The following is a 24,397-nucleotide window of genomic DNA, read 5'->3' as shown; positions in this document are numbered from 1 at the left end:
GTATCCGTGTTAAAACAATTGCAGGAGTATAACCAGCTCTGTAGGAAGGAGCTGATAGAAACTGCGACGATGCTCACACTTGGCCGTATTGCTGTCCATGGCGTAGCCAGCGGTCGAGCAACGGGCTGACGTGGTCGGGCCAGCGCTCCAGCAAGGCTTGGGCGGCATCACGCACCGCGGGCAGCAAGTCGGCATCACGCATCAGGTCGGCGACCTTGAATTGAAGCAGGCCGGTCTGCCGCGTGCCGAGCATTTCGCCGGGACCGCGCAGTTCGAGGTCTTTTTCGGCGATGACGAAGCCATCATTGGTTTCGCGCATGATGCCCAGGCGCTGGCGACCGATCTGTGACAGCGGCGGATGGTAGAGCAGCACACAATGGCTGGCGGCGCTGCCGCGACCCACGCGACCGCGCAACTGGTGCAGCTGTGCAAGGCCCAGCCGCTCGGGGTTTTCGATGATCATCAGGCTGGCGTTGGGCACGTCCACACCGACTTCGATCACCGTGGTGGCCACCAGCAGTTGCAGGTTGCCGGCCTTGAACTCGGCCATCACCGCGGCTTTTTCCACCGGCTTCATTCGGCCGTGGATCAGCCCGACCTTCAGCTCGCCGAGGGCGGCGGTGAGGTCCTCAAAGGTAGTTTCCGCCGCTTGGCAGGTCAGCTCTTCGGACTCTTCAATCAGCGTGCACACCCAATAGGCCTGACGCCCTTCGGCGCAGGCGCTGCGCACCCGCTCGATGACTTCGACGCGCCGGGTATCGGTGATCAGCACGGTGTTGACCGGGGTTCGGCCGGGCGGCAGTTCGTCGAGGATCGAGGTATCGAGGTCGGCGTAGGCGCTCATGGCCAGTGTGCGCGGGATCGGCGTGGCGGTCATGATCAACTGGTGCGGGCACATCCGCCCGCCGACGCCTTTTTGCCGCAGCGCTAATCGCTGCTGCACGCCGAAGCGGTGTTGTTCGTCGATGATCACCAGCGCCAGGTTCTTGAACTGCACCTCGTCCTGGAACAGCGCATGCGTACCGACCACCATCGGCGCGCCGCCGGCGATCTGTTCCAGTGCGGCCACGCGGTTTTTGCCCTTGAGCTTGCCGGCGAGCCATGCGACTTCAATGCCCAACGGTTCGAGCCAGCGCTTGAACGTGATGAAATGCTGCTCGGCGAGAATCTCGGTGGGCGCCATCAACGCGACCTGATAACCCGCCTCCAATGCCTGGAGGGCGGCGAGGGCGGCGACCACGGTTTTACCTGCGCCAACATCGCCCTGAATCAGCCGCAACATGGGCTCGTGCTGGCTGAGGTCGTAGGCGATTTCGTTGCCGACCCGCTGCTGCGCACCGGTGGGATTGAAGCCGAGATTGGCCAGGTATCTGGCCGGCAGCTTCGTCGCTTTGGGCATCGCCGGTGCGCGCAAGGCGCGCATGCTTTCGCGCAGACGTTGCTGAGACAGTTGATGGGTCAGCAGTTCTTCGAAGGCCAGACGGTGCTGCGCCCAATGATGGCCGAGCGCGAGTTCGTCGACATCGGCATCCGCCGGCGGGTTGTGCAGATAGCGGATCGCGTCGGCCAGGGGCGCCAGTTGATAGTCCCGGGCCAGTTCCTTGGGCAGCCAGTCAGGCAGGCTGCTGGGGCCGAGCAAGGTCAGGGTTTGCATGCACAGCTGGCGCAGGCGCTGCTGCGTCAGGCCTTCGGTGAGCGGGTACACCGGGGTCAGGGTTTCATCCACGGGCGGCGGCTCGTCGCCAGTAATGGCGCGGTACTCCGGGTGGTAGATTTCCAGTCCTGAGGCGCCGGGCCGTGCTTCGCCGTAGCAGCGAATCCGCGTGCCGCGCTTGAGGCCTTCTTTCTGCGCATTGCTGAAATGATAGAAGCGCAGGCTAAGGCCACCGGTGCCGTCCTGCAGGCGCACCACCAGGCTGCGACGGCGACCCATGACCACGTCGGCGCCGCTGACGGTACCTTCGATCACCGCATCCTGCCCTGGGCGCAGGGCACCGATCGGCACCACGCGGGTGCGATCCTGATAACGCAGCGGCAAGTGAAACAGCACGTCCTGGAGGTTTTCCAGGCCGACCTTGGCCAGTTTCTCGGCCATGGCTTCGCCGACACCCTTGAGTGCCGTCACCGACACTTGCGACAACTCGGTCATGGCGTTGGCTTAACCGGCCGTTACCGGTGCCGCAGGCTTGGCCACCGAGCACAGGCGAATGGAGTCAGCGAGAATCTCGATTGCCTTCGGACGCGGGAAGCTTGCGCGCCAGGCAATGGCCACGGTGCGGTAAGGGACCGGTGCCGACAGCGGCCGGACTTCGATCACGCCGGGAGCATAGTGGTGGCTGTCGACCGCCGACAACGGCAGGATCGAGATGCCCAGACCGGACGCGACCATGTGCCGAATGGTTTCCAGCGAACTGGACTCAACCGTGGTGTGCTTGGCACCGTCGTTGCCTTTGGTCAGCGTCGGGCAGGCCTCCAGCACTTGATCGCGGAAGCAGTGGCCTTCACCGAGCAGCAGCAGGCTCTTGTCATTAAGCAGGCTGGCGTCGATGGATTCTTTTTGCGTCCATGGGTGCTGAGCCGGCATCAGGACGTAGAAAGGCTCGTCGTAGAGCTGCAAGGTCAGCACGTCGGCTTCGCTGAACGGCAGGGCGATGATGATCGCGTCGAGTTCGCCGTTGCGCAGTTTGTCGCGCAGTACGTGGGTGAAGTTTTCTTCGATGTACAACGGCATCTGCGGGGCAACCCGGTGCAGTTGCGGAATCAGATGCGGGAACAGGTACGGGCCGACGGTATAGATCGCACCGACTTTCAGCGGAGCGGTCAGCTGGTTCTTGCCGGCTTGTGCCAGTTCGCGGATGCCTTGGGCCTGCTCGAGCACCTTTTGCGCCTGAGCCACAATGCCTTCGCCAACCGGAGTCAGGCGCACGGCGCTTTTGCTGCGCTCGAAAATCAGCACACCGAGTTCGTCTTCAAGCTTTTTCACGCCCACCGAGAGTGTCGGCTGGCTGACGTGGCAACGCTCGGCCGCGTGGCCGAAGTGCTGCTCTTGGGCGAGGGTAACGATGTAGCGTAATTCTGTCAGAGTCATAGCAAGCGTCCATGAAGTTGCGGGCCAAGCATACCGGCTGCAATCGATAGACGCACGTTATCAGACAGTATGTGCTGAGTGACACCGGCCAATGCGAAAGGCAAAAAAAAGATCGCAGCCTGCGGCAGCTCCTGCAGGGTCCTAAACAAACCTTTTCAGGCGCTGCCGCAGGCTGCGATCTTTTGATCGGCTGGTTTTTACCGGCGGCGTTTTTCCAGCGAGTAAACAAACGGTGCAACGATTTCGATGGAGCCATTGGTCAGCATGTCGGTCGGTGGCTTGGGCAGCGGCTGGGCGCGGCGGATCATGTCCAGGGTAGCCCGGTCCAGATCGGCGTTGCCGGAGCGGCTCACCAGTTCGAACGACAATACGTTGCCTTCGGCATCCACGACGAAGCGCAGACGGTTCAAGCCTTCCTTGCCCCGCGACTGTGCACTGGCCGGGTACTTTTTGTACTTGGCCAAATGCGCGAGCAGCGTGCCTTCCCAGCTGGCCTTGGCGGCCACTTGTGCGGGTGAAGGACCTGGAGCGGGTTGAGCGGATTTCTCCGTCGGCGCCTGGGTCGGTTGCGCGTCGCTCGGTTTTTCCTCGGACGGTTTTTCCTTCGGCGGCTCCGGCTTTTTCTCCACCGGCTTGGGCGGTTTCGGCTTTGGCTTGGGCGGCTTGGGTTTGGGTACCGCAATCTCGGCTTTCGGCGCTTCGGCCAGCTTCGGTATTGGCAGTTCTTCCACCGGTGCCGGTGGCTGTGGCGGCGTTATCACCTTTGGCGGTGCCGGCGGTGGCGGGGCCGGAACCGGGGCCAGCTCGACCATCATTGCCTGAGGCGGCAATTCGATGGGCGGGCGAGCGGTCCAGTTCACGGCCAGCGCGATGGCCAGGGCGTGAACGCCCAGCACCACGGCCAGGCTACCGCTGTAACGCGTCAGCTTATGGCGCGTCTCGATCATTTCTTGACTGCCGTCTCGAGCCCGACCAGGCCGACTTTCAGGTAACCGGCCGAGCGAAGGTTGTCCATCACGCTCATCAGGTCACCGTAATCCACGCCTTTATCGGCCTGGAAGAAAATCGTCGTGTCTTTCTTGCCGTGGGTCTTGGCGTCGAGGGTGGCGCCCAGTGTCTCGGCCTTCACTTCCTCTTCGCCGAGGAACAGGCGTTGGTCTGCCTTGACGCTGAGGAACACCGGTTTCTCGGGCCGCGGCGCCGGTTTGGCGGTGGAGGCGGGCAGGTCGACCTTGATGTCCACGGTGGCCAGCGGCGCCGCCACCATGAAGATGATCAACAGCACCAGCATTACGTCGATGAACGGCGTGACGTTGATTTCGTGGTTTTCGGACAGATCGTCGTCTGCCCCTTCTTTCAAATGCAGGCCCATGGCCGATTACCCCACTTTCACCATGTGCGGTTGCGAGCTGCGCTCAGGCTGGTGATCGAGGTCACGGCTGACCAGCAACAGGACTTCTGCCGACGCGTCGGACACCTGCGCCTTGTAACCGGCGATGGAGCGGGCAAACACGTTGTAGATGACAACCGCAGGAATCGCCGCGACCAGGCCCAGAGCAGTCGCCAGCAGGGCTTCGGCAATGCCGGGGGCCACAACGGCGAGGTTGGTGGTCTGGGTTTTGGCGATACCGATGAAGCTGTTCATGATGCCCCATACGGTACCGAACAGGCCGACGAATGGCGCGGTGGAACCGATGGTGGCGAGGACGCCGGTGCCGCTGCTCATGTTGCGGCCGCAGGCGGCTACAAGGCGCTCGAGGCGGAAGCTGACGCGTTCCTTGATGCCTTCTTTTTCGCGGCTGCTGGCCGACAGATGCATTTCTTCCAGCGCATCATGGACCAACAGGTTGGCGAGGGTGCCTGGTTTGGTCGCAGAAGCGCTGGCTTCCTTAAGCGTGGCGGCTTTTTTCAGGTGGGCGATTTCGGTGCGCAGGCGACGCTTGGCGCCCATCAGCTCAAAGCCTTTGGCAATCCAGATGGTCCAGGTGATGATCGACGCGATGGCCAGGCCGATCATCACGATTTTCACGATGATGTCGGCGTTCTGGTACATGCCCCATGGCGACAGGTCATGGGCCATGCCCAGGCTGTTGTCGGCTTCGAGGACTTGAGGAGCGTCGTCGCCCAGCGCGTCTTGCGCCGGTACTGCCTGGGCCGGGTCGGTCGCGGCAGGTGCGGCAGCAGGGGTTGTATGATCGGCCGGAGCGGATGCAGCGGCGGCCGGGGTGGCTGGCGCTTGTGCGTCGGCGAGTGCGGCGGTCGGCGCCAGCATCAGGCTGAGCAGCAGTGCGGCCACTGCGCCCCAGGCGCGAGGTCGTTTGGTTGGCGAAGCGGAGAGTTGATTGCGTGTCATGCTGGCCGGACCTGAGAGAAAAAAACGGGTTATGTTCTTCCAGGCCTCGAAGGGCCGAGAACAAAAGTGGGGTGCATTATTGCAAGTAATTCTTGTTAACAAAAGTAATAGAGTATCTTTTTTTCCTTCATTGCTAGCCGCTCGTCCATTGCCGGGGCTAGTCTGTCCGTTTCCAAGGGGAGTTTTCTGATGTCCGCGCCTTCTGTATTAATCGCCGGTTGCGGTGATGTCGGCAGTCGTCTGGCCACGCAGTTGTTGGCTGGCGGGTGGGAGGTTCACGGCTTGCGGCGCGACGTTTCACGTTTGCCCGATGGCGTGATCGGCGTTGCCGGCGATCTGTTCAAGAAAGACTGCCCACAGACCTGGCCAATCGGTGCCGTGGATTATCTGGTATATTGCGCAGCCGCCACCGATCACGACGAAGCCGGCTACCGCGCCGCTTATATCGAGGGCTTGCAGCATGTCCTGGAGTGGCTGGGCGACTATGGACAGGTGCCCAATCGCATTTTGTTCGTGTCCAGCAGCAGTGTTTATGGCCAGCAAGGAGGCGAGTGGGTCGACGAGGCTTCGCCGACTCTGGCGTCCGGCTACTCGGGACGCGTCATGCTGGAAGCTGAACAAATCGCCCTCAACAGCGGCATTCCCGCCAGCATTGTACGGCTGACCGGTATTTACGGGCCGGGCCGTGAATGGTTGCTGACCCAGGTGCGTCGCGGGTATCGCGTGGCGGTCGATCCTCCGCTCTATGGCAACCGGATCCATGCCGACGATGCTGCAGGGCTGATGGCGTGCCTGCTTGAGGCGGATCGACGCGGGGTAAAACTCGATGATGTCTACATCGGCGTCGATGACGCGCCAGCGCCGTTGGCGGAGGTAGTGGGTTGGTTGCGCGAGTATCTGGGCGTGACCGATTGGGCCGATGACGCCAGCGTGCGGCGCACGGGCAGCAAGCGCTGCAGCAATGCGCGGGCGAAAGCCCTGGGCTGGACGCCGAAGTATCCGAGTTTCCGCGAAGGTTATGCCGCGATCATCGACGGGAACAGCTGACCTCCGGGAACGCATAACAACTGTGGGAGCGAGCCTGCTCGCGAAGAGGTCGCAACATTCAACTTATCTGTCGACTGTTACACCGCTTTCGCGAGCAGGCTCACTCCCACATGGGGATCTTCCTTGAAGCAGATCCGGGTTACTGTTTTTCGAGCAACCACTTGCGATCGCCCGGCGTGAACTGCGGCATTTCGTCCGCTTGAGCGGTGTTCACCGTCTGGAAGATTTCCAGCTCTTTGCCTTTGCGGGCAAAGATCCAGGCGTTTCCTTGTCCGTTCAGTTGCAGCCACATATTGTCGTTGCCGCCACTCATCGAGGCGCAATCACCTGCCAGGCACAGGGCATAGCGGTCGCTGCCTGGCAAACCGGTCACCTGGCCGTCAGCCTGAAACTGCACGGTATTGCCTTCGCCGGGGCCGCTGACGACTTTCCAGCTGCCGCCCATGTAGGCCGAATACAGTGCGCGTTCGAAGCTGGCGCCGATCGGTGCGCCATCCGGAACCGGAATCAAGGCGCGGTCAAAGACTTGGGCCGATTCATTTTCAGTCGCGGTCTGGCTCAACTGTTTGCCGTCGCGCTTGAGCTCGCTGCCGGAGCTGCCATAAAAGTCGACTTTCCAGGCGCCGGACTCTTCGCCTAGCAGCTTGCCGTCGACATTTTCAAAACCATTGGTGTAGCGGGCCTGACCGGCCTTGGTGTTGACGTCCCATTCCAGGTTCGGGCCATAGGCCTGGAGCGCTTCGCGCAGGGGAACACCTTTAGATGCAGCGTCAATCGCCACCTGGTTGATCCAGGTGCCGCTGATATCACGGTCGGCAGGGTCGCTGGCACATCCGCCCAGGAACAGGGCGAGCAGCGAGAGAGCAAGCGCTTTGCGCATGGGTGGAATCCTTTCAAGCTTTCTTTACAGCAGAGCAATTGGCGCAGCCCGAGGCTGCGCCGCACGCATTACTCGATGACCAGGATGGCATCCATTTCAACCTGCGAACCCTTTGGCAGGGCTGCTACGCCGATGGCGGCGCGAGCCGGGTAAGGCTGGTCGAAGTATTTGCCCATGATCTCGTTGACCTTGGCGAAGTGGCTCAGGTCGGTGAGGAAGATGTTCAGCTTGACGATGTCCTTGAACGAGCCGCCAGCAGCTTCAGCCACGGCCTTGAGGTTCTCGAACACCTGGACGGTCTGGGCTTCGAAGCCTTCAACCAGCTCCATGGTTTTTGGGTCCAGAGGAATCTGACCCGACATGTAAACGGTATTGCCAGCCTTGATCGCCTGGGAGTAAGTACCGATGGCGGCCGGGGCCTTGTCGCTGGTGATAACAGTCTTGGTCATTGATGACTCCTTGTAAGGGGCTGGCTTAGGCGCGCATGCGGGTAATGCGAATGACCCCGGTGAGGGCGCGCAGTTTCTTGATCACACGGGCCAGGTGCACGCGGTCGTGCACGCTGACCACCAACTGGACCACGCTGATGCGACCATCGCGTTCGTCCATGCTGATTTTCTCGATATTGCCGTCGGCCGCGTTGACGCTACTGGCCAGCAGGGCGATCAGGCCGCGCTGGTGTTCCAGCTCGACGCGCAGCTCGACGTTGAATTCGCCGGTGACATCCTTGGCCCATGAGAGCTGGATGCATTTTTCCGGGTTATGGCGGATTTCGCTGATGTTGCGGCAGTTGTCCAGGTGCACGACCATGCCTTTGCCTGCGGACAGGTGGCCGACGATCGGGTCGCCCGGGATCGGCGTGCAGCACTTGGCGTAGCTGAGCACGAGGCCTTCGGTACCGCGAATCGCCAGCGGACCTTCCGGGCTTGGCAACTGTTCGCCTTCGCCCAGCAGTCGGCGGGCGACGACATAGGCCATGCGATTGCCCAGGCCAATGTCTTCCAGCAAGTCTTCGATCAGTTCGAGACGGTACTCGACCAGCATCGCCTTGACCCGCTCGGCCGGGATTTTCTCCAGCGAACTGTCGAAACCGTTGAGGACCTTGTTCAGCAGGCGTTCGCCCAGGCTGATGGATTCGGAGCGACGTTGCAGCTTCAGCGCGTGGCGGATGTGCGTACGCGCCTTGCCGGTAACCACGAAATTGAGCCACGCCGGGTTCGGCCGGGCGCCGGGAGCGCTGACGATCTCGACCGTGGAGCCGCTTTGCAGCGGTTCGGACAGGGGCGCGAGACGGCGATTGATCCGGCAAGCGATGCAGCTGTTGCCGACGTCGGTGTGCACCGCATAAGCAAAGTCGACCGCCGTGGAGCCTTTGGGCAGCTCCATGATGCGGCCTTTAGGCGTGAACACGTAGACCTCGTCCGGGAACAGGTCGATCTTCACGCTTTCAATGAATTCCAGCGAGTTGCCGGCACGTTGCTGCATTTCCAGCACGCCTTTGACCCACTGGCGGGCGCGGGCATGAGTGCCTTTGGGCTGCTCGTCGCCGCTGGATTTGTACAGCCAATGGGCGGCGATGCCGTTGTTGGCCATTTCTTCCATTTCACGGGTGCGGATCTGAATCTCGATCGGAACACCGTGCATGCCGAACAGGGTGGTGTGCAGCGACTGATAGCCGTTGGCCTTGGGGATCGCAATGTAATCCTTGAAGCGCCCAGGCAACGGTTTGTACAAATTATGTACAGCGCCTAGCACGCGGTAGCAGGTATCGACCTTGTCGACGATGATCCGGAACGCGTAAACGTCCATGATCTCGTTGAAGGCCCGACGCTTGCCGCGCATTTTCTTGTAGATGCCGTAGAGGTGTTTCTGGCGGCCGCTGACCTCGCCCTGAATGCCATCGATGGCCAGGCAGTGGCTGAGGGATTCCTCGATCTTGTTAACGATTTCCTTGCGGTTGCCCCGGGCGCGTTTGACGGCCTGGTAGATCCGCGCGGAACGCATCGGGTGCATGGCTTTGAAGCCGAGGTCTTCGAACTCTATGCGGATGGCGTGCATGCCCAGCCGATTGGCGATGGGGGCATAGATTTCCAGGGTTTCCTTGGCGATGCGCCGGCGTTTCTCGCCGGACAGCACTTCCAGCGTGCGCATGTTGTGCAGGCGGTCGGCCAGCTTGACCAGGATTACCCGAATGTCCCGCGCCATGGCCATGGCCATTTTCTGGAAGTTTTCGGCCTGGGCTTCGGCCTTGGTCTCGAAGTTCATCTGGGTCAGTTTGCTGACCCCATCGACCAGTTCGGCCACGGTTTCGCCGAACTGCGCTTGCAACGCTTCCTTGGCGATACCGGTGTCTTCGATCACGTCATGCAGCATGGCGGCCATCAGGCTCTGATGGTCCATGTGCATGTCGGCAAGAATATTGGCCACGGCAAGAGGATGCGTGACATACGCCTCACCGCTACGGCGGCGTTGGCCGTCGTGGGCTTGTTCGGCGTAGAAATACGCTCGGCGGACCAGGTTGACCTGGTCATTGCCGAGGTAGGTCGATAAGCGATCGGCGAGAGCGTCTATGCTCGGCATGATAAATCCTGCCGCAGGCTGTGACCCTGCGCCGTGCTACGTCGACCAGGCATAGGCTTAGACGGCCTCGTTGGACTCGTCCTCGAACGCTGCGAACAGCGGTTCGTCTTCGACGATTTCAGCGTTGGCGATGAACTCGTAGCTCATCAGGCCTTCAGCGATTTCACGCAGGGCGACAACGGTAGGCTTGTCGTTTTCCCACTGAACCAGGGGCTCTTTGCCGCCGGTGGCCAGTTGACGGGCACGCTTGGTAGAGAGCATGACCAGCTCAAAGCGGTTTTCCACGTGTTCTAGGCAGTCTTCAACGGTTACGCGGGCCATGGTATTCCTCGGAGCGAATGCAATATGCGCGCTGCCCGGTTGGGCGAGCGGACTCAACAGTTTAAAAAATCACCAGCGTTTAGGGAAGCGCTGATTTTTTGACCAAGCCCTTCAACGCGCTGCAAGTACCAATGTAAAGCCCTTGCAGCGGTTTTGGGAAGTGCTCTTTAGCCGAGCAATTCAGCCAGCAATTTGCCGTGACGCTGCTGCTGGCGTTTCTGAATCAGCTGATTGGCGCGGAAAATCGCCTTCAGGTCGTGTAGCGCGTGGGCGAAATCGTCGTTGATGATCAGGTAGTCGTAGTCGACATAGTGGCTCATCTCGCTGACGGCTTCGCGCATCCGGCCATCGATGATTTCGTCGCTGTCCTGGCCGCGATTGGTCAGGCGCTGGTGCAGGGCCTGCAATGATGGCGGCAGAATGAAGATCGAGCGGGCCTGGGGCATCAGCTTGCGCACTTGCTCGGCGCCCTGCCAGTCGATCTCCAGAATCAGGTCGTGACCTTCATCCAGGGTCTGCTGCAAGTGGCTCTGCGAAGTGCCGTAGAGGTTGCCGAACACTTCGGCGCGCTCGAGGAAATCGCCGTGCTCGATCATCTTCACGAACTCGCTGCGGTCGACGAAGTGATAGTTCACGCCGTTCACTTCACCGGGGCGCATGGCACGGGTGGTGTGGGAGACCGATACGCGGATCTCCGGATCGGCGTCGGTCAGGGCCTTGACCAGGCTGCTTTTGCCCGCGCCCGATGGGGCGGAAATGATGTACAGGGTGCCGGTGCTGTGGGTCATGTAGGGTTGCCTTACTCAATATTCTGCACTTGTTCGCGCATCTGCTCGATCAACACCTTGAGGTTGACCGCAGCCTGGGTGCTACGCGGGTCGAAGGCTTTGGAGCCCAGTGTATTGGCTTCGCGGTTGAGCTCCTGCATCAGGAAGTCCAGGCGCCGCCCGGCAGCGCCGCCGGACTTGAGTACACGGCGAACTTCAATAATGTGAGTGCTCAGGCGATCCAGTTCTTCGGCGACGTCGCTTTTTTGCGCGAGCATGACCATTTCCTGCTCCAGGCGCTGCGGGTCCATGTCGGCCTTCATGTCGGCGAAACGGTCGAGCACTTTCTGGCGCTGGGCGGCGAGCATCTGCGGAACCAGCTCGCGCAAGGTCACCACGTCTTCCTCAATGGATGTCAGGCGTTCGTTGATCAGCCGTGCCAGCTCCGCGCCTTCGCGCTCGCGGCCGGCCTTCAGCTCTTTGAGGCCCTGATTGAACAGCGCCAGCGCCTCGGCATTCAAGGCTTGCGGGTCGGTGGCATCACCCACCAGCACGCCGGGCCAGGCCAGGACTTCCAGCGGATTCAGCGCGGCCGGATTCTTGATCAGGCCGGCAATGGTCTCGGCGGCGGCGACCAGCTGCGCTGCGCGCGCCTGATCAACCTGCAATGGTTTGCCGGTATTTTCTTCGGTGAAGCGCAGGGTGCATTCGAGTTTGCCCCGGGATACACCTTGACGCAGGGCTTCACGGACGGCGCCTTCGAGGTCGCGAAAGGACTCCGGCAGGCGCAGGTGGGGTTCCAGGTAGCGGCTGTTGACCGAGCGCAATTCCCAGCTCAGGGTGCCCTGGACGCCGGCGCTTTCGACGCGGGCGAAGGCGGTCATGCTGTGCACCATGGAGGTACCTCGCAATGCAAATCGGCGCGGAACTGGCATTCCGGCAATCCGATATCAATGAATTAAAGCCGACTGGCAGCAAAGGCGCAGGATTGTAGCGCAGTGGCGCCAATGCGCCCAAACACACGGAGTGACAAACGGCTGCAGGTCGTCGGGCACGGGCCGTTCAGAGCCTTCGCTCGTCCGCGGATTTTTTTAGAAGTGCCCAGGCGTGGCTTGCAGCTCTATAATGCTCCGCAGTTTTCCGTCCCCGTACAGGTATCCCTTATGAAACGTCCAAGTGGTCGCGCTGCCGATCAGCTTCGCTCGATCCGCATTACCCGCAACTACACCAAACACGCCGAGGGATCTGTACTGGTCGAGTTCGGTGATACCAAAGTCATCTGCACCGTCAGCGTTGAAAACGGCGTGCCGCGTTTCCTCAAAGGCCAGGGCCAGGGTTGGTTGACCGCCGAGTACGGCATGCTGCCGCGTGCCACCGGTGAGCGTAACCAGCGTGAAGCGAGCCGCGGCAAGCAAGGCGGCCGCACCCTGGAAATCCAGCGCCTGATCGGCCGCTCCCTGCGCGCTGCGCTGGACATGTCCAAGCTGGGCGACGTCACCCTGTACGTCGACTGCGACGTGATCCAGGCCGACGGCGGCACCCGTACTGCGTCCATCACCGGCGCCATGGTTGCCCTGGTCGACGCCTTGAAAGTGATCAAGAAGCGCGGCGGCCTGAAAGGCGGCGACCCGCTCAAGCAAATGATCGGCGCTGTGTCGGTGGGCATGTACCAGGGCGAGCCGGTACTCGATCTTGATTATCTGGAAGATTCGGCAGCCGAGACCGACCTGAACGTGGTGATGACCAGCACGGGCGGTTTCATCGAAGTCCAGGGCACCGCCGAAGGCGCCCCGTTCCAGCCTGAAGAGCTGAACGCCATGCTGGAATTGGCCAAGAAAGGCATGAACGAAATCTTCGATCTGCAAAAGGCTGCGCTGGCTGACTGACCGGATTGTTCCACGCAAGGAGGACGTTATGAGTGATGAGCAGCTGCCACTTCCCACGCCGAGCCGTGAGGTTCGCCAATGGGCCATGTTTTGTCACTTGTCCGCCTTGCTCGGGATCTGGATCCCGTTCGGCACCCTGATCGGCCCGTTGATTCTCTGGCAGATGAAGCGTGAGATGGATCCGTTCGTCGATGCGCAAGGCAAGGAAGCGCTGAACTTCCAGATCACTGTCGCCATTGCTTCCACCATTTGCTTGCTGCTGATGGTGGTGATTGTCGGCTTCTTCCTGTTTGGTCTGGTGGCAATAGGGGCATTGGTGCTGACGATTATTGCCGGCGTGAAGGCTAACGAAGGCTTCCCGTACCGTTATCCGTTCACGTGGCGATTGATCAAGTAAGTCAGTACACTTCTGCTGAATAAAATGCCCCGCTTGTCGGGGCATTTGTATTTTTATTATCAAATAATTTCTGTAGTAACTTGCACTTACTTCTTTACACCTTTGGTCACAACTGTAAAGCCCTAGGCCTGTCCATATCCTTGGCAACGGGACTTGTCGATTGTTAAAGTTGCTCCAAGTAATATTTATCAGAAATATTTCGATATATTCAGTCCATTGATGGACTCTGAAAGTAACCATAACCAGCGTTGAGAACATTCAACCTGTTCATGAGGCGTGTCCAGGTAAACAGTTCGCCCCTGAATGAATATCCAAGAATGACCAATGATTCAGCTTGATTTTTACGGAACACTTGTCGCCGCTTCCTTGGTGCTTTTATTAGGTCGCGGACTTGTCACACGTGTCGGATTTTTACGCGCTTACAATATCCCTGAACCTGTAGCGGGCGGCCTGTTGGTTGCCTTGGTTCTTTTGATATTGAGATTGCTCGATATGGAAGTCCGATTTGATACCTCTCTACAAACTCCATTGATGTTGGCGTTTTTCGCCACCATTGGCTTAAGTGCAGACTTCGCCAGCCTGAAGAAAGGCGGACGCGTAGTGGGGATTTTCCTGTTGGCGGTGACCGGGCTGCTGGTGGTGCAGAACGCCATGGGTATCGGGCTCGCGACGGCGTTGGGCCTTGATCCGCTGATGGGCTTGCTGACGGGCTCGGTGACGTTGGCGGGTGGCCACGGCACAGGTGCTGCGTGGGGCGCGACCTTCAGTGAAAAGTACGGTCTGGCTTCCGCCTCGGAGCTCGCCATGGCCTCTGCGACATTTGGACTGGTGCTGGGTGGTTTGATCGGTGGGCCGGTTGCTCGCCTGCTCATCAAGCGTACGCAGGTGCCTGGCTGCAATGGACAGGAAAAGCCGCGGATGCCAAAGGGTTTTGAGCAGCCGAACAAAGAGCGTTCGATCACGCCATTTTCATTTATCGAGACACTTGCACTCATCGCCGTGAGTTTGTTGGCGGGCAATCTCCTCAATGGCATGCTCCGCGAAACCGCATTTGAGTTACCGACGTTTGTATGTGTATTGTTCGTGGGTGTGATCTTGCGCAACGGACTTTCTGCGTTTGGCTTGTATCAGGTGTTTGAGCGCGAAGTCTCTGTATTGGGCAATGTCAGTTTGTCGCTGTTTTTGGCGATCGCGCTGATGTCGCTCAAGTTGTGGGATCTGGCGGCGCTGGCTTTGCCGATCTTCATCATTCTGGCCGCGCAAACGCTGGTCATGGCTCTGTTTGCGATATTCGTGACATTTAGAATCATGGGCAGTAACTACGACGCGGCAGTGCTGGCAGCGGGACATTGCGGCTTTGGATTGGGAGCCACGCCAACGGCCATCGCCAACATGCAAGCGGTGACACAGCGCTACGGACCTTCGCAGATTGCGTTCCTGGTAGTGCCAATGGTGGGAGCGTTTTTCATCGACATTGTTAATGTCATTGTCATCAAGTTGTATTTGGCGCTGCCGTTTTTCGGTGCGGCTTAAAGTTCAGCTCAGTTAATCCAGCTCAAAAAAATGCCCGTATCTACCGATACGGGCATTTTTTATATTCGAACCACGTCGAACTTCTCTATCAGCGACAAGCTTTTAGATTGTCAGCGTCCAATCGTAGTCCACGATCAGCGGCGCATGCTGCGAGAACCGCGGCTGACGTGGCAGGCGTGCGCTGCGTACAAAGCGGCGCAAGCCCGGGGTCAGCAGCTGGTAGTCGAAGCGCCAGCCGAGGTTGAGCATCTCGGCCTGCTCGTTATCCGGCCACCAGCTGTACTGATCGCCTTCACGGCTGACTTCGCGCAGGGCATCTACATAACCCATGTTGCCGACAATCTCGTCCATCCAGGCGCGTTCTGGCGCCAGGAAGCCCGGGGATTGCTGGCTGTCGCGCCAGTTCTTGATGTCCAGCTTCTGTTGCGCCACGTACAGCGAGCCACAATAAATGTACTCGCGGCGTTTGCGCCGTTGCTTGTCCAGGTACTTGGCGAAGTCATCCATGAGCTTGAACTTCTGGTTCAAGTCCTCATCGCCGTTCATTCCGGAAGGCAGCAACAGGGTTGCAATACTGACTTTGTCGAAATCTGCTTGCAGGTAGCGCCCGTAGCGGTCGGCCGTCTCGAAGCCGAGACCGCTGATGACAGCCTTCGGTTGCAACCGCGAGTACAAAGCCACGCCGCCTTGGGCGGGAACTTCGGCGTCGCAGGCATAAAGGAAGTATCCATCCAGTTGGAAGGCTGGATCGTCCAGTTCAAAGGCGGAGGCACGGGTGTCCTGCAGGCAGATGACGTCGGCATTCTGTGCCTGCAGCCAACTGAGCAAACCTCGCTCGACTGCAGCCTGAATACCATTGACGTTCACACTGATGATCCGCATAAATGGCCCCAAAAATCGCGTGCGTGTATGATACACGGCGTCAAGCTAATTAGCTAAATCCGTGGTATTTGGGGTTTTTTTCATGCAAGCGTATCAGCGCGATTTCATTCGTTTTGCCATCGATCGCGGCGTTTTGCGCTTCGGTGAGTTCACCCTGAAGTCCGGGCGCACCAGTCCTTACTTCTTCAATGCGGGCCTGTTCAACTCGGGTTCCGCCCTGGCGCAGCTGGGTCGTTTCTACGCCGCTGCCATTGCCGAAAGCGGGATTTCTTTCGACGTTCTGTTCGGTCCGGCCTACAAAGGCATTCCTTTGGCGGCAACCACTGCCGTGGCATTGGCCGAGCATCACAACCGTGACCTGCCATGGTGTTTCAACCGCAAGGAAGCCAAGGCCCACGGCGAAGGCGGCAGTCTGGTCGGCGCACCGTTGACCGGCAACGTGCTGATCATCGACGACGTGATCACCGCTGGCACCGCGATCCGTGAAGTGATGCAGATCATCGCCTCCCAGGACGGCGCCAAGGCCGCCGGCGTGTTGATCGCCCTGAACCGTCAGGAGCGTGGCAACGGTGAATTGTCAGCGATCCAGGAAGTGGAGCGTGATTTCGGTATCCCGGTGATCAGCATCGTTTCGCTGAACCAGGTGCTGGAGTTCCTGGCCGACGATCCGCAGCTCAAGCAGCACTTGCCAGCCGTGGAAGCCTACCGCGCCCAGTTCGGCGTTTGAGGGCAATCCCTGTGTGAGGGCAGCTTTCGTGGCGAGGGAGTTTGCTCGCCCTGGCGTGCGTAGCGCTCCCGAGACACTTCAACTCGGTTTATCCGTTGGGCCGCAACGTTCCGGGGTGGCTTCGCCACCCAACGGAAGCAAGCTCCCTCGCCAGGAAAGGCAGTTGTTTACAAGAGTCGCAGGCAAAAAAGACCCCGCTCAGCCAGGCTGAGCGGGGTCTTTTTACATGTGCTATCGCTTAAGGACGCTTGCGATTGCTGATCAAGGTGCCCACACCGGTATCGGTGAAGATTTCCAGCAGGATCGCATTCGGAACGCGACCGTCGATGATCAGCGAGCTGCCCACGCCACCCTGAACGGCCTCCAGCGCGCAACGGATCTTCGGCAGCATGCCGCCGTAAATGGTGCCGTCGGCGATCAGATCGTCGACTTGCTGGGTTGTCAGGCCGGTCAGGACCGTGCCCGACTTGTCCATCAGGCCGGCAATGTTGGTCAGCAGCATCAGCTTCTCGGCCTTCAACGCTTCGGCGACTTTACCGGCCACCAGGTCAGCGTTGATGTTGTACGACTCACCGTTGGCGCCGACACCGATTGGCGCGATCACCGGGATGAAATCGCCTTTGACCAGCAGGTTCAGCAAGTCGGTGTTGATGCCGACGACTTCGCCTACGTGCCCGATGTCGATGATTTCCGGTGTGGTCATCTCTGGCGTCTGGCGGGTGACGGTGAGCTTCTTCGCGCGAATCAGCTCGGCGTCCTTACCGGTCAGGCCGATGGCGCTGCCGCCATGGCGGTTGATCAGGTTAACGATGTCCTTGTTGACCTGGCCACCGAGGACCATTTCCACCACGTCCATGGTCGCGGCGTCGGTCACGCGCATGCCGTCGACGAAATGGCTCTCGATCGACAGGCGTTTGAGCAAGTCACCGATTTGCGGGCCACCGCCGTGAACGACCACCGGGTTGATGCCCACGGCTTTCATCAGCACGATGTCGCGGGCGAAGCCGGTTTTCAGCTCCTCGCTTTCCATCGCGTTGCCGCCGTATTTGATCACCAGCGTCTTGCCGACATAGCGGCGAATGTAAGGCAGCGCTTCGGACAGGACCTTGGCGGTGTTGGCGGCGGCTTCGCGTTCGAGGGTCATTCAGGGCTCCGGGTGAATCAGAACGGTAGTTGGAGATCAGGTGCAACACGCTTCAACTGGACGTGGAAAACGTCCTTGATGCGCGACAGTTCTGCCTCGTCATCGGCCTCGAAACGCAGGACCAGCACCGGTGTGGTGTTGGAGGCGCGAACCAGGCCCCAGCCTTTGGCATAGTCGACTCGCACGCCGTCGATGGTGGTCAGGTCAGCGCCTTCGCCCCACTGCGCGTCGTGCAATGCATCAATGATGCTGAATTTGCTCTCTTCGGTCACATGGATATTGATTTCCGGCGTAGAAATATCGTTCGGGAAGGTCGCAAACAGTTCTTCGGCCGAGGATTCTTCCTTGCTGAGGATCTCCAGCAACCGCGCGGCGCTGTAAATACCGTCGTCGAAACCGAACCAGCGCTCCTTGAAGAAGATGTGCCCGCTCATTTCGCCGGCCAACAGGGCGCCGGATTGTTTCATCTTCTTTTTGATCAACGAATGACCCGTCTTCCACATTAGCGGACGACCACCGTATTCCTTGATCAGCGGGATCAGGCGGCGCGTGCATTTGACGTCGAAGATGATTTCAGCATTCGGGTTGCGCGCCACGACGTCGCGGGCGAACAGCATCAGCAGACGGTCCGGGAAGACGATGCTGCCGGTGTTGGTCACAACGCCCACGCGGTCGCCGTCGCCGTCGAAGGCCAGGCCGATGTCGGCGTTGGTTTCCTTGACCTTGGCGATCAGATCGATGAGGTTTTCAGGCTTGCCCGGATCCGGGTGGTGGTTCGGGAAGTTGCCGTCGACTTCGCAGAACAGCGGGATCACTTCGCAGTTCAGCGCTTCGATCAGTTGCGGGGCGATGACGCCGGCCGCACCGTTGCCGCAGTCCACGACCACTTTCAAACGTCGGTCCAGCTTGATGTCCTGGACGATTTCGGTGCTGTAGCGGTCGAGGATCTCGACTTTGGTGATGCTGCCCTGGCCGCTGCTCAGGTTGTTGGTCTTGAGGCGGTCGTGCAGGGCCTGGATCTGTTCGTTGGCCAGGGTGTCGCCGGCGATCACGATTTTGAATCCGTTGTAGTTCGACGGGTTGTGGCTGCCGGTCAGCATCACGCCGGATTTGCCGGCCAGTACGTTGGCGGCGTAATACAGCGCAGGGGTCGGTACCAGGCCGACATCGCTGACGTGGCAGCCACTGTCGGCCAGGCCTTGAATCAATTGTTCAACCAGCTCCGGGCCGGACAGGCGACCGTCGCGGCCAACGGAAATGTTCGGCTCATTCTGAGCCAATGTCTGGGCACCGATGGCGCGACCGAGCCAGTAAGCCGTTTCGGCGTTCAAAAATTCCGGGACGGTGCCGCGAATGTCATAGGCGCGGAAAATGCTGTCGGGAAACTTGGGGGCGACTTTGGCCGGGGTGTTCATCTGTGGAAATGCTCCATCTCAAAGGTGGCTGGACAGGTCACCGAAATATTTGGCGACAGGTTCAAACTGAAGGGTATGACGGCGTTTTCCACAGAGAGTTCGTGGTGTGAAAGGGCCATGCCGGCAATGTCAGCGGCTTTTCGACCGGCCAATACCTCGATTTTGTGGCGAGGGAGCAAGCTCCCTCGCCACATTGCATCTCTATCGGATCATCGGGTACCGGTATGGCCGAAACCGCCCGTGCCGCGCTCGGTTTCCACAAACTCTTCAACCATTTCGAAATGCGCCTGAACCACAGGCACCAGCACCAGTTGCGCCAGACGTTCGCCGACCGGCATGGTGAATTCGGTCTGGCCACGGTTCCAGCAGGAAACCATCAGCGGACCCTGGTAATCGGAGTCGATCAGGCCCACCAGGTTGCCCAGCACGATGCCGTGCTTATGGCCCATGCCCGAGCGCGGCAGGATCAGCGCGGCAAGGTTCGGGTCGCCGATGTAGACCGACAGGCCGGTGGGGATCAGCACGGTTTCCCCCGGCTTGATCACGATGTCCTGTTCCAGCATGGCGCGCAGGTCGAGGCCGGCGGAGCCTGGCGTGGCGTATTGCGGCAGCGGGAATTCGGTACCGATGCGAGGGTCGAGGATCTTGGCTTGCAAAGCGTGCATGTAAATTAAACCTGGTTCAGACGTTCGGCGATAAAAGTGATCAGCTGGCGAGCAATCTTGCTCTTGCTGGTCTGGGCGAAAAGTGTGGCGTGAAGCTCACGGTCGATCACGCTGCAGGCGTTTTCTTCGCTGTTGAAGCCGATGCTCGGGTTCGCGACGTCGTTGGCGACGATCAAATCGAGATTCTTGTCTTTCAGCTTGCGGGCAGCGTAATCGAGCAGATGTTCGGTTTCAGCGGCGAAACCGACACTGAATGGACGGTCAGGGCGTGTAGCGATGCTGGCCAGAATGTCCGGATTGCGGACCATTTGCAGGACAAAGCCGTCGCCGCTTGTAGGGTCTTTCTTGAGTTTTTGTGGGGCCACTACTTCCGGGCGGTAATCCGCAACCGCAGCCGAGGCAATGAAAATGTCGCACGGAATCGCGGCTTCACACGCGGCGAGCATGTCGCGGGCGCTGACCACATCGATGCGCGTGACCCGATCCGGCGTCGGCAGGTGCACGGGGCCACTGATCAGGGTGACTCGGGCACCGGCTTCTACCGCGGCTTCGGCCAGGGCGAAGCCCATTTTGCCGGAGCTGTGGTTGGTGATGTAGCGCACCGGGTCGATGTTTTCCTGGGTTGGGCCTGCGGTAATCACCACGTGTTTGCCGGTCAGCGCCTGACGCTGGAAGCAGTCGGCGGCGAGTTGCGCGAGGTCGGTGGCTTCGAGCATGCGCCCAAGGCCCACGTCGCCGCAGGCCTGGCTGCCGGAGGCCGGGCCGAAAACTTTGATTTCACGGCTTTCGAGGGTCTGCAAATTGGCCTGGGTCGCAGGGTCGCGCCACATGGCCTGGTTCATTGCCGGGGCAACGGCGACAGCGGCGTCTGTGGCCAGTACCAGCGTGGTCAGCAGGTCATCGGCGATGCCTTGGGCCAGACGCGCGATCAAGTCCGCGGTGGCAGGCGCGATCAGTACCAGATCGGCCCATTTCGCCAGTTCGATGTGGCCCATCGCGGCTTCGGCCGCCGGGTCCAGCAGGTCCAGGTGCACAGGGTGCCCGGACAGGGCCTGCATGGTCAGCGGGGTAATGAATTCGGCACCGCCGCGGGTCATGACCACGCGTACTTCGGCGCCCTGGTCCATCAGGCGGCGAACCAGGTCGGCGCTCTTGTAGGCAGCAATGCCGCCGCCGACGCCCAGAACAATGCGTTTCCGATACAGCCGCTGCATAGGCCTGCCTTTCAATTCGAGGATGACTGCGTTGCGAACCCCCCTCCCCAGGAGTGAATTCGCCCGCAAAAAAGATGGGCTACGATATCACAGCGACCGCTACGGAACAGCGGCGCCCACAGACAGGGAGGTGCTATGAGTATTCGTGATTGGCCGGCGGCTGAGCGGCCGCGGGAGAGATTACTGACGCTGGGTGCGGCGAGTCTTTCAGACGCCGAGTTGCTGGCGATTTTTCTGAGAACCGGTGTATCCGGCAAAAGCGCGGTGGATCTGGCGCGGCATCTGCTGATCCAGTTTGGCAGTTTGCGCGCATTGCTCGAAGCCGATCTGGTCACGTTCAGCCTGCACCTGGGGCTTGGACCCGCGAAATTCGCTCAGTTGCAGGCAGCGCAGGAAATGAACAGGCGTCATTTGTCCGAGCGTGCGCGGCAAAAGCCGGTACTGGAAAGCCCGCACGCCGTTCGCGAATACCTGAAATCGATGTTGCGCCACGAGCCGCACGAAGTGTTTGGCTGCCTGTTTCTGGACTCCAGGCATCAGGTACTGAGCTTCGAAGCGCTGTTTCGTGGCTCCATCGACAACACCAGCGTGCATCCGCGGGAGGTGGTCAAGCGTGCGCTGGCAAACAACGCCGCTGCCTTGATCCTTTGCCACAACCATCCATCGGGCAACACCGATCCCAGTCAGGCCGACCGAATACTGACCAAGCGCCTGCAAGAGGCGCTGGAATTGATTGATGTGCGGGTGCTCGACCATTTCATCATCGGTGACGGTGATCCGCTGTCGATGGCCGAGTATGGCTGTATGTGAGCAGACTGACGCGAACCTTGCAGGAGCCAGCAAGCCGGCTCCTGCAAGGTTTTGCGTAGGGTTGGGCTATTTGAGGTTGACCTTCGAGTAATCCTGACGGCCAAACGGACTGACCGAGTAGCCCTCGATGTTTTTACGAGTCAGGGCGAAAGCGGTCGGATGAGCCAGCGGCAGCCACAGCGCCTGTTGCTGGATCTGCGTCTGCGCCTGTTCGTAGAGCTTGGTGCGCACACCTTGTTCGCCGGTGGTCTTGCCAGCGCTGATCAGCTTGTCCAAGTCCTGGTTGCAGTAGCGCGCGAAGTTGGTGCCGGACTTGACCGCCGCGCAGGAAAACTGCGGCGTGAGGAAGTTGTCCGGATCGCCGTTGTCACCGGCCCAACCCATGAACAGGATGTCATGCTCACCGGCCTTGGCGCGGCGGATCAGCTCGCCCCATTCGATCACCCGGATTTCGGCCTGAATGCCGATTTCCGCGAGATCGGATTGCAGTAACTGGGCGCCCAGGCTCGGATTAGGGTTCAACAGGCTGCCCGAGGGGCGTGTCCAGATGGTTGTCTGGAAACCGTCCTTGAGCCCGGCCTTGGCCATCAATGCCTTGGCTTTCTCGACATCATGGGGATAGCCCGGCAGAGCCTTGGCGTAACTCCAGGTGTTGGGCGGGTACGGGCCGCTGGCGGGCTCGGCGGTGTCTTCGAACACGGCTTTGACATAATTGGCCTTGTCGAAGGCGAGGTTGATCGCCTGGCGCACTTCAGGTTTGTCCAGCGGCGGGTGCTGGCTGTTGAGGGCGACGAACGCGGTCATGAAGGCGTCCGTCTTTTCCACTTTAAGCGTCGGCTCTTTCAGCGCGGCTTGTACATCCAGCGGCTTGGGCGACAAGGCAATCTGACACTCGTTGCGGCGCAGTTTCTGCAAGCGCACGTTGGCGTCCGGGGTGATGGCGAAGATCAGCGGATCGACCGAAGGCTTGCCACGGAAATAGTCCGCGTTGGCCTTGTAGCGGATAGACGCGTCTTTCTGGAAGCGGGTGAAGACAAACGGGCCGGTACCGATTGGCTGGTTGTTGAGCTTTTCCGGGGTCCCGGCCTTGAGCAGCTTGTCGGCATATTCGGCCGAATAGATCGAGGCGAAGCCCATGCTCAGGGTCGGCAGGAACGTCGAATCCGGGTGGTCGAGGGTGAAACGCACGGTCATCGGGTCGAGTGCGTCGATTTTCTTGATCAGTGCCGGCAGTTGCATCGATTGCGCATGCGGGAAGCCGCTCTGGGCGACTTTGTGCCACGGGTTGGCCGGGTCGAGCATGCGGTCGAAGCTGAACTTCACGTCCTCGGCGGTGAGTTCGCGGGTCGGGCTGAAATACTCGGTGCGATGAAATTTCACCTGTGGGTGCAATTTGAAGATGTAGACCAGGCCATCCGGGCTGACTTCCCAGCTGTCGGCGAGGCTGGCGACCACTTTGCCGCTGGCGGTGTCGAAATCCACCAGGCGGTTCATCAGCACGTCGGCCGAGGCGTTGGTGGTGGTCAGCGAATTGTATTGCACCACGTCGAACCCTTCGGGGCTGGCCTCGGTGCAGACGCTCAGGGCGGCGGCCTCGGCCAGTGGGCTCAGCAACAGAGGGGCAAGCAACAGCGGTAGGGCAGCGAGGCGCATGGTCGGATTCCTTTACAGATCGAAGGCCCATCTGCAAGTGCAGTCTGGAAAAGGCCTACCCTAGTGGGCTCTATTGCAAATGACTATCCCCTTTTTCATTTTGAGGGGACTATAGGCGCCTGATTTGAGTGAGCCTTGATTGAGAAAACGCTGGGATTGGCGTGTCGGATGTTTCTCTGCGACGAGCGGTCAGAATCGACGATAGCCTTTATCCAAAGCGCCTGGCGCGCGAAAAGTGGGGTTTTTATCCATTCAAGGCACAGCGAATGTTGTTGCTCTCCAGTCTTTCTGGTATAAAGCAGCGCTCTTTTCTAGGGGCCCGGTTCCTTCACTGTAGGTGTAGCCGGTAAGACCTCTAAAGAAACGCGGCGCCTGGCGCCAAATGACTGAGAGATTAAGCGGCCAACCCATGCCGGGTTGGGCATGTGGTTTTAGAGGGCTGAGGCATGTCTAGAGTATGTCAAGTTACCGGTAAGGGTCCGGTGACTGGGAATAACATTTCCCACGCAAACAACAAAACCCGTCGTCGTTTCCTGCCGAACCTGCAGCATCACCGCTTCTGGGTTGAAGAAGAGAAACGTTTCGTGCGTCTGCGCGTATCTGCCAAAGGCATGCGTATCATCGACAAGCGTGGCATCACTGCCGTGCTGGCCGAAATCCGCAAAGCCGGCAAGATCTAAGGGAGCTAATCATGCGTGAATTGATTCGTTTGATTTCGAGCGCCGGTACTGGTCATTTCTACACTACCGACAAGAACAAGCGCACTACTCCGGACAAAATCGAGATCAAGAAATTTGATCCGGTTGTTCGCAAGCACGTGATCTACAAAGAAGGCAAAATCAAGTAATTGATTTTTCCCTCTTACGAAAAAGGCCCGTATCGCGAGATACGGGCCTTTTTTGTTGCCTTGTCCCGTCCTGAATAAGGTTTACACCTTCTGACTTCTTTTCAGGAAGGTGCAATGGATACGGGCACGAAGCGCAGTCAGCGTGATTACACACTGACTTTTAAATTATCGGTTGTCGACCAGGTCGA

24 protein-coding genes and 1 pseudogene are annotated in these 24,397 nt (G+C 59.7%); 8 read left to right on the top strand and 17 right to left on the bottom strand.

What is annotated here, in order from left to right; all coding sequences use genetic code 11:
* Positions 1-73: 73 nt before the first annotated feature.
* The 5 genes from recG to exbB all read right to left on the bottom strand — a co-directional run bounded on the left by recG (position 74) and on the right by exbB (position 5,441).
* Positions 74-2,149: an ATP-dependent DNA helicase RecG gene (gene recG / locus BVK86_RS13355; RefSeq protein WP_075946875.1), complete on the bottom strand. Its 2,076-nt coding sequence runs from the start codon at positions 2,147-2,149 to the stop codon at positions 74-76.
* A gap of 9 nt (positions 2,150-2,158) precedes the next feature.
* Complete coding sequence (locus BVK86_RS13350; RefSeq protein ID WP_075946874.1) at positions 2,159-3,088, bottom strand: hydrogen peroxide-inducible genes activator; 930 nt, start codon at positions 3,086-3,088, stop codon at positions 2,159-2,161.
* 197 nt (positions 3,089-3,285) lie between these two features.
* Complete coding sequence (locus tag BVK86_RS13345) at positions 3,286-4,035, bottom strand: energy transducer TonB family protein (protein WP_075946873.1); 750 nt, start codon at positions 4,033-4,035, stop codon at positions 3,286-3,288.
* Positions 4,032-4,460: a TonB system transport protein ExbD gene (exbD, locus tag BVK86_RS13340; RefSeq protein ID WP_075946872.1), complete on the bottom strand. Its 429-nt coding sequence runs from the start codon at positions 4,458-4,460 to the stop codon at positions 4,032-4,034. The genes BVK86_RS13345 and exbD overlap by 4 nt, the downstream gene beginning before the upstream one ends.
* Positions 4,461-4,466: 6 nt before the next feature.
* The gene (gene exbB / locus BVK86_RS13335; RefSeq protein WP_075946871.1) at positions 4,467-5,441 is read right to left on the bottom strand and encodes a tonB-system energizer ExbB; all 975 of its coding nucleotides are present in this window, start codon (positions 5,439-5,441) and stop codon (positions 4,467-4,469) included.
* A 189-nt stretch (positions 5,442-5,630) separates the two neighbouring features.
* Between exbB and BVK86_RS13330 the strand changes: the two genes are divergently transcribed.
* The gene (locus tag BVK86_RS13330) at positions 5,631-6,488 is read left to right on the top strand and encodes an SDR family oxidoreductase (protein ID WP_075946870.1); all 858 of its coding nucleotides are present in this window, start codon (positions 5,631-5,633) and stop codon (positions 6,486-6,488) included.
* A gap of 139 nt (positions 6,489-6,627) precedes the next feature.
* Here the strand turns inward: BVK86_RS13330 and BVK86_RS13325 are convergent, their stop codons facing one another.
* The 6 genes from BVK86_RS13325 to BVK86_RS13300 all read right to left on the bottom strand — a co-directional run bounded on the left by BVK86_RS13325 (position 6,628) and on the right by BVK86_RS13300 (position 11,932).
* Positions 6,628-7,368, bottom strand: a complete 741-nt coding sequence (locus tag BVK86_RS13325) for a hypothetical protein (RefSeq protein WP_075946869.1) — start codon at positions 7,366-7,368, stop codon at positions 6,628-6,630.
* Between the two features lie 68 nt (positions 7,369-7,436).
* Complete coding sequence (locus BVK86_RS13320) at positions 7,437-7,817, bottom strand: RidA family protein (RefSeq protein ID WP_003229509.1); 381 nt, start codon at positions 7,815-7,817, stop codon at positions 7,437-7,439.
* Positions 7,818-7,842: 25 nt separating this feature from the next.
* Positions 7,843-9,948, bottom strand: coding sequence for a bifunctional GTP diphosphokinase/guanosine-3',5'-bis pyrophosphate 3'-pyrophosphohydrolase (gene spoT / locus BVK86_RS13315; protein ID WP_075946868.1), 2,106 nt, complete (start codon positions 9,946-9,948; stop codon positions 7,843-7,845).
* Positions 9,949-10,005: 57 nt separating this feature from the next.
* Positions 10,006-10,269 carry a DNA-directed RNA polymerase subunit omega gene (rpoZ, locus tag BVK86_RS13310; protein ID WP_003177259.1) on the bottom strand — a complete coding sequence of 88 codons (264 nt, stop codon included), beginning with the start codon at positions 10,267-10,269 and terminating at the stop codon, positions 10,006-10,008.
* Positions 10,270-10,436: 167 nt separating this feature from the next.
* A complete protein-coding gene (gene gmk, locus BVK86_RS13305) occupies positions 10,437-11,057 on the bottom strand; it encodes a guanylate kinase (RefSeq protein ID WP_007975181.1) in 621 nt (206 codons plus the stop codon).
* An 11-nt stretch (positions 11,058-11,068) separates the two neighbouring features.
* Entirely contained in the window at positions 11,069-11,932 is an 864-nt protein-coding gene (locus BVK86_RS13300; protein ID WP_075946867.1) for a YicC/YloC family endoribonuclease, read from the bottom strand.
* A gap of 267 nt (positions 11,933-12,199) precedes the next feature.
* On the opposite strand from BVK86_RS13300, the gene rph reads away from it, so the two are divergent.
* From rph to gltS, 3 genes are all read left to right on the top strand, one after another.
* The gene (gene rph, locus BVK86_RS13295; RefSeq protein WP_047535109.1) at positions 12,200-12,922 is read left to right on the top strand and encodes a ribonuclease PH; all 723 of its coding nucleotides are present in this window, start codon (positions 12,200-12,202) and stop codon (positions 12,920-12,922) included.
* 28 nt (positions 12,923-12,950) lie between these two features.
* Positions 12,951-13,319, top strand: a complete 369-nt coding sequence (locus BVK86_RS13290) for a DUF4870 domain-containing protein (protein ID WP_075946866.1) — start codon at positions 12,951-12,953, stop codon at positions 13,317-13,319.
* Positions 13,320-13,643: 324 nt separating this feature from the next.
* Positions 13,644-14,852, top strand: coding sequence for a sodium/glutamate symporter (gene gltS, locus BVK86_RS13285; RefSeq protein WP_075946865.1), 1,209 nt, complete (start codon positions 13,644-13,646; stop codon positions 14,850-14,852).
* Between the two features lie 102 nt (positions 14,853-14,954).
* Here the strand turns inward: gltS and BVK86_RS13280 are convergent, their stop codons facing one another.
* Complete coding sequence (locus BVK86_RS13280) at positions 14,955-15,734, bottom strand: exodeoxyribonuclease III (RefSeq protein ID WP_053163881.1); 780 nt, start codon at positions 15,732-15,734, stop codon at positions 14,955-14,957.
* An 82-nt stretch (positions 15,735-15,816) separates the two neighbouring features.
* Here BVK86_RS13280 and pyrE point away from each other — a divergent pair, with 82 nt between their 5' ends.
* Positions 15,817-16,461: an orotate phosphoribosyltransferase gene (gene pyrE / locus BVK86_RS13275; protein WP_075946864.1), complete on the top strand. Its 645-nt coding sequence runs from the start codon at positions 15,817-15,819 to the stop codon at positions 16,459-16,461.
* 238 nt (positions 16,462-16,699) lie between these two features.
* On the opposite strand, the gene argB is transcribed toward pyrE, so the two are convergent.
* From argB to coaBC, 4 genes and pseudogenes are all read right to left on the bottom strand, one after another.
* Entirely contained in the window at positions 16,700-17,605 is a 906-nt protein-coding gene (gene argB / locus BVK86_RS13270; protein WP_008047078.1) for an acetylglutamate kinase, read from the bottom strand.
* Between the two features lie 17 nt (positions 17,606-17,622).
* Positions 17,623-18,999 (bottom strand): annotated as a pseudogene (locus tag BVK86_RS13265) (phosphomannomutase/phosphoglucomutase); the annotation flags it as partial.
* A gap of 230 nt (positions 19,000-19,229) precedes the next feature.
* Positions 19,230-19,685, bottom strand: a complete 456-nt coding sequence (dut, locus tag BVK86_RS13255) for a dUTP diphosphatase (RefSeq protein ID WP_075946861.1) — start codon at positions 19,683-19,685, stop codon at positions 19,230-19,232.
* Positions 19,686-19,690: 5 nt separating this feature from the next.
* A complete protein-coding gene (gene coaBC / locus BVK86_RS13250; protein ID WP_075946860.1) occupies positions 19,691-20,899 on the bottom strand; it encodes a bifunctional phosphopantothenoylcysteine decarboxylase/phosphopantothenate--cysteine ligase CoaBC in 1,209 nt (402 codons plus the stop codon).
* 135 nt (positions 20,900-21,034) lie between these two features.
* Between coaBC and radC the strand changes: the two genes are divergently transcribed.
* Positions 21,035-21,709: a RadC family protein gene (gene radC / locus BVK86_RS13245; RefSeq protein WP_075946859.1), complete on the top strand. Its 675-nt coding sequence runs from the start codon at positions 21,035-21,037 to the stop codon at positions 21,707-21,709.
* Between the two features lie 66 nt (positions 21,710-21,775).
* On the opposite strand, the gene BVK86_RS13240 is transcribed toward radC, so the two are convergent.
* The gene (locus BVK86_RS13240) at positions 21,776-23,362 is read right to left on the bottom strand and encodes an ABC transporter substrate-binding protein (protein ID WP_075946858.1); all 1,587 of its coding nucleotides are present in this window, start codon (positions 23,360-23,362) and stop codon (positions 21,776-21,778) included.
* Between the two features lie 446 nt (positions 23,363-23,808).
* Here BVK86_RS13240 and rpmB point away from each other — a divergent pair, with 446 nt between their 5' ends.
* The gene (gene rpmB, locus BVK86_RS13235) at positions 23,809-24,042 is read left to right on the top strand and encodes a 50S ribosomal protein L28 (RefSeq protein WP_034147715.1); all 234 of its coding nucleotides are present in this window, start codon (positions 23,809-23,811) and stop codon (positions 24,040-24,042) included.
* An 11-nt stretch (positions 24,043-24,053) separates the two neighbouring features.
* A complete protein-coding gene (rpmG, locus tag BVK86_RS13230) occupies positions 24,054-24,209 on the top strand; it encodes a 50S ribosomal protein L33 (RefSeq protein WP_007894709.1) in 156 nt (51 codons plus the stop codon).
* The last annotated feature ends 188 nt before the right edge of the window (positions 24,210-24,397 follow it).

The organism is Pseudomonas reinekei (assembly GCF_001945365.1).
GTDB classification, from domain to species: domain Bacteria; phylum Pseudomonadota; class Gammaproteobacteria; order Pseudomonadales; family Pseudomonadaceae; genus Aquipseudomonas; species Aquipseudomonas reinekei.
Note: the sequence above shows the minus strand (reverse complement) of the source record. Positions and strands in the feature narration are given on the sequence as shown.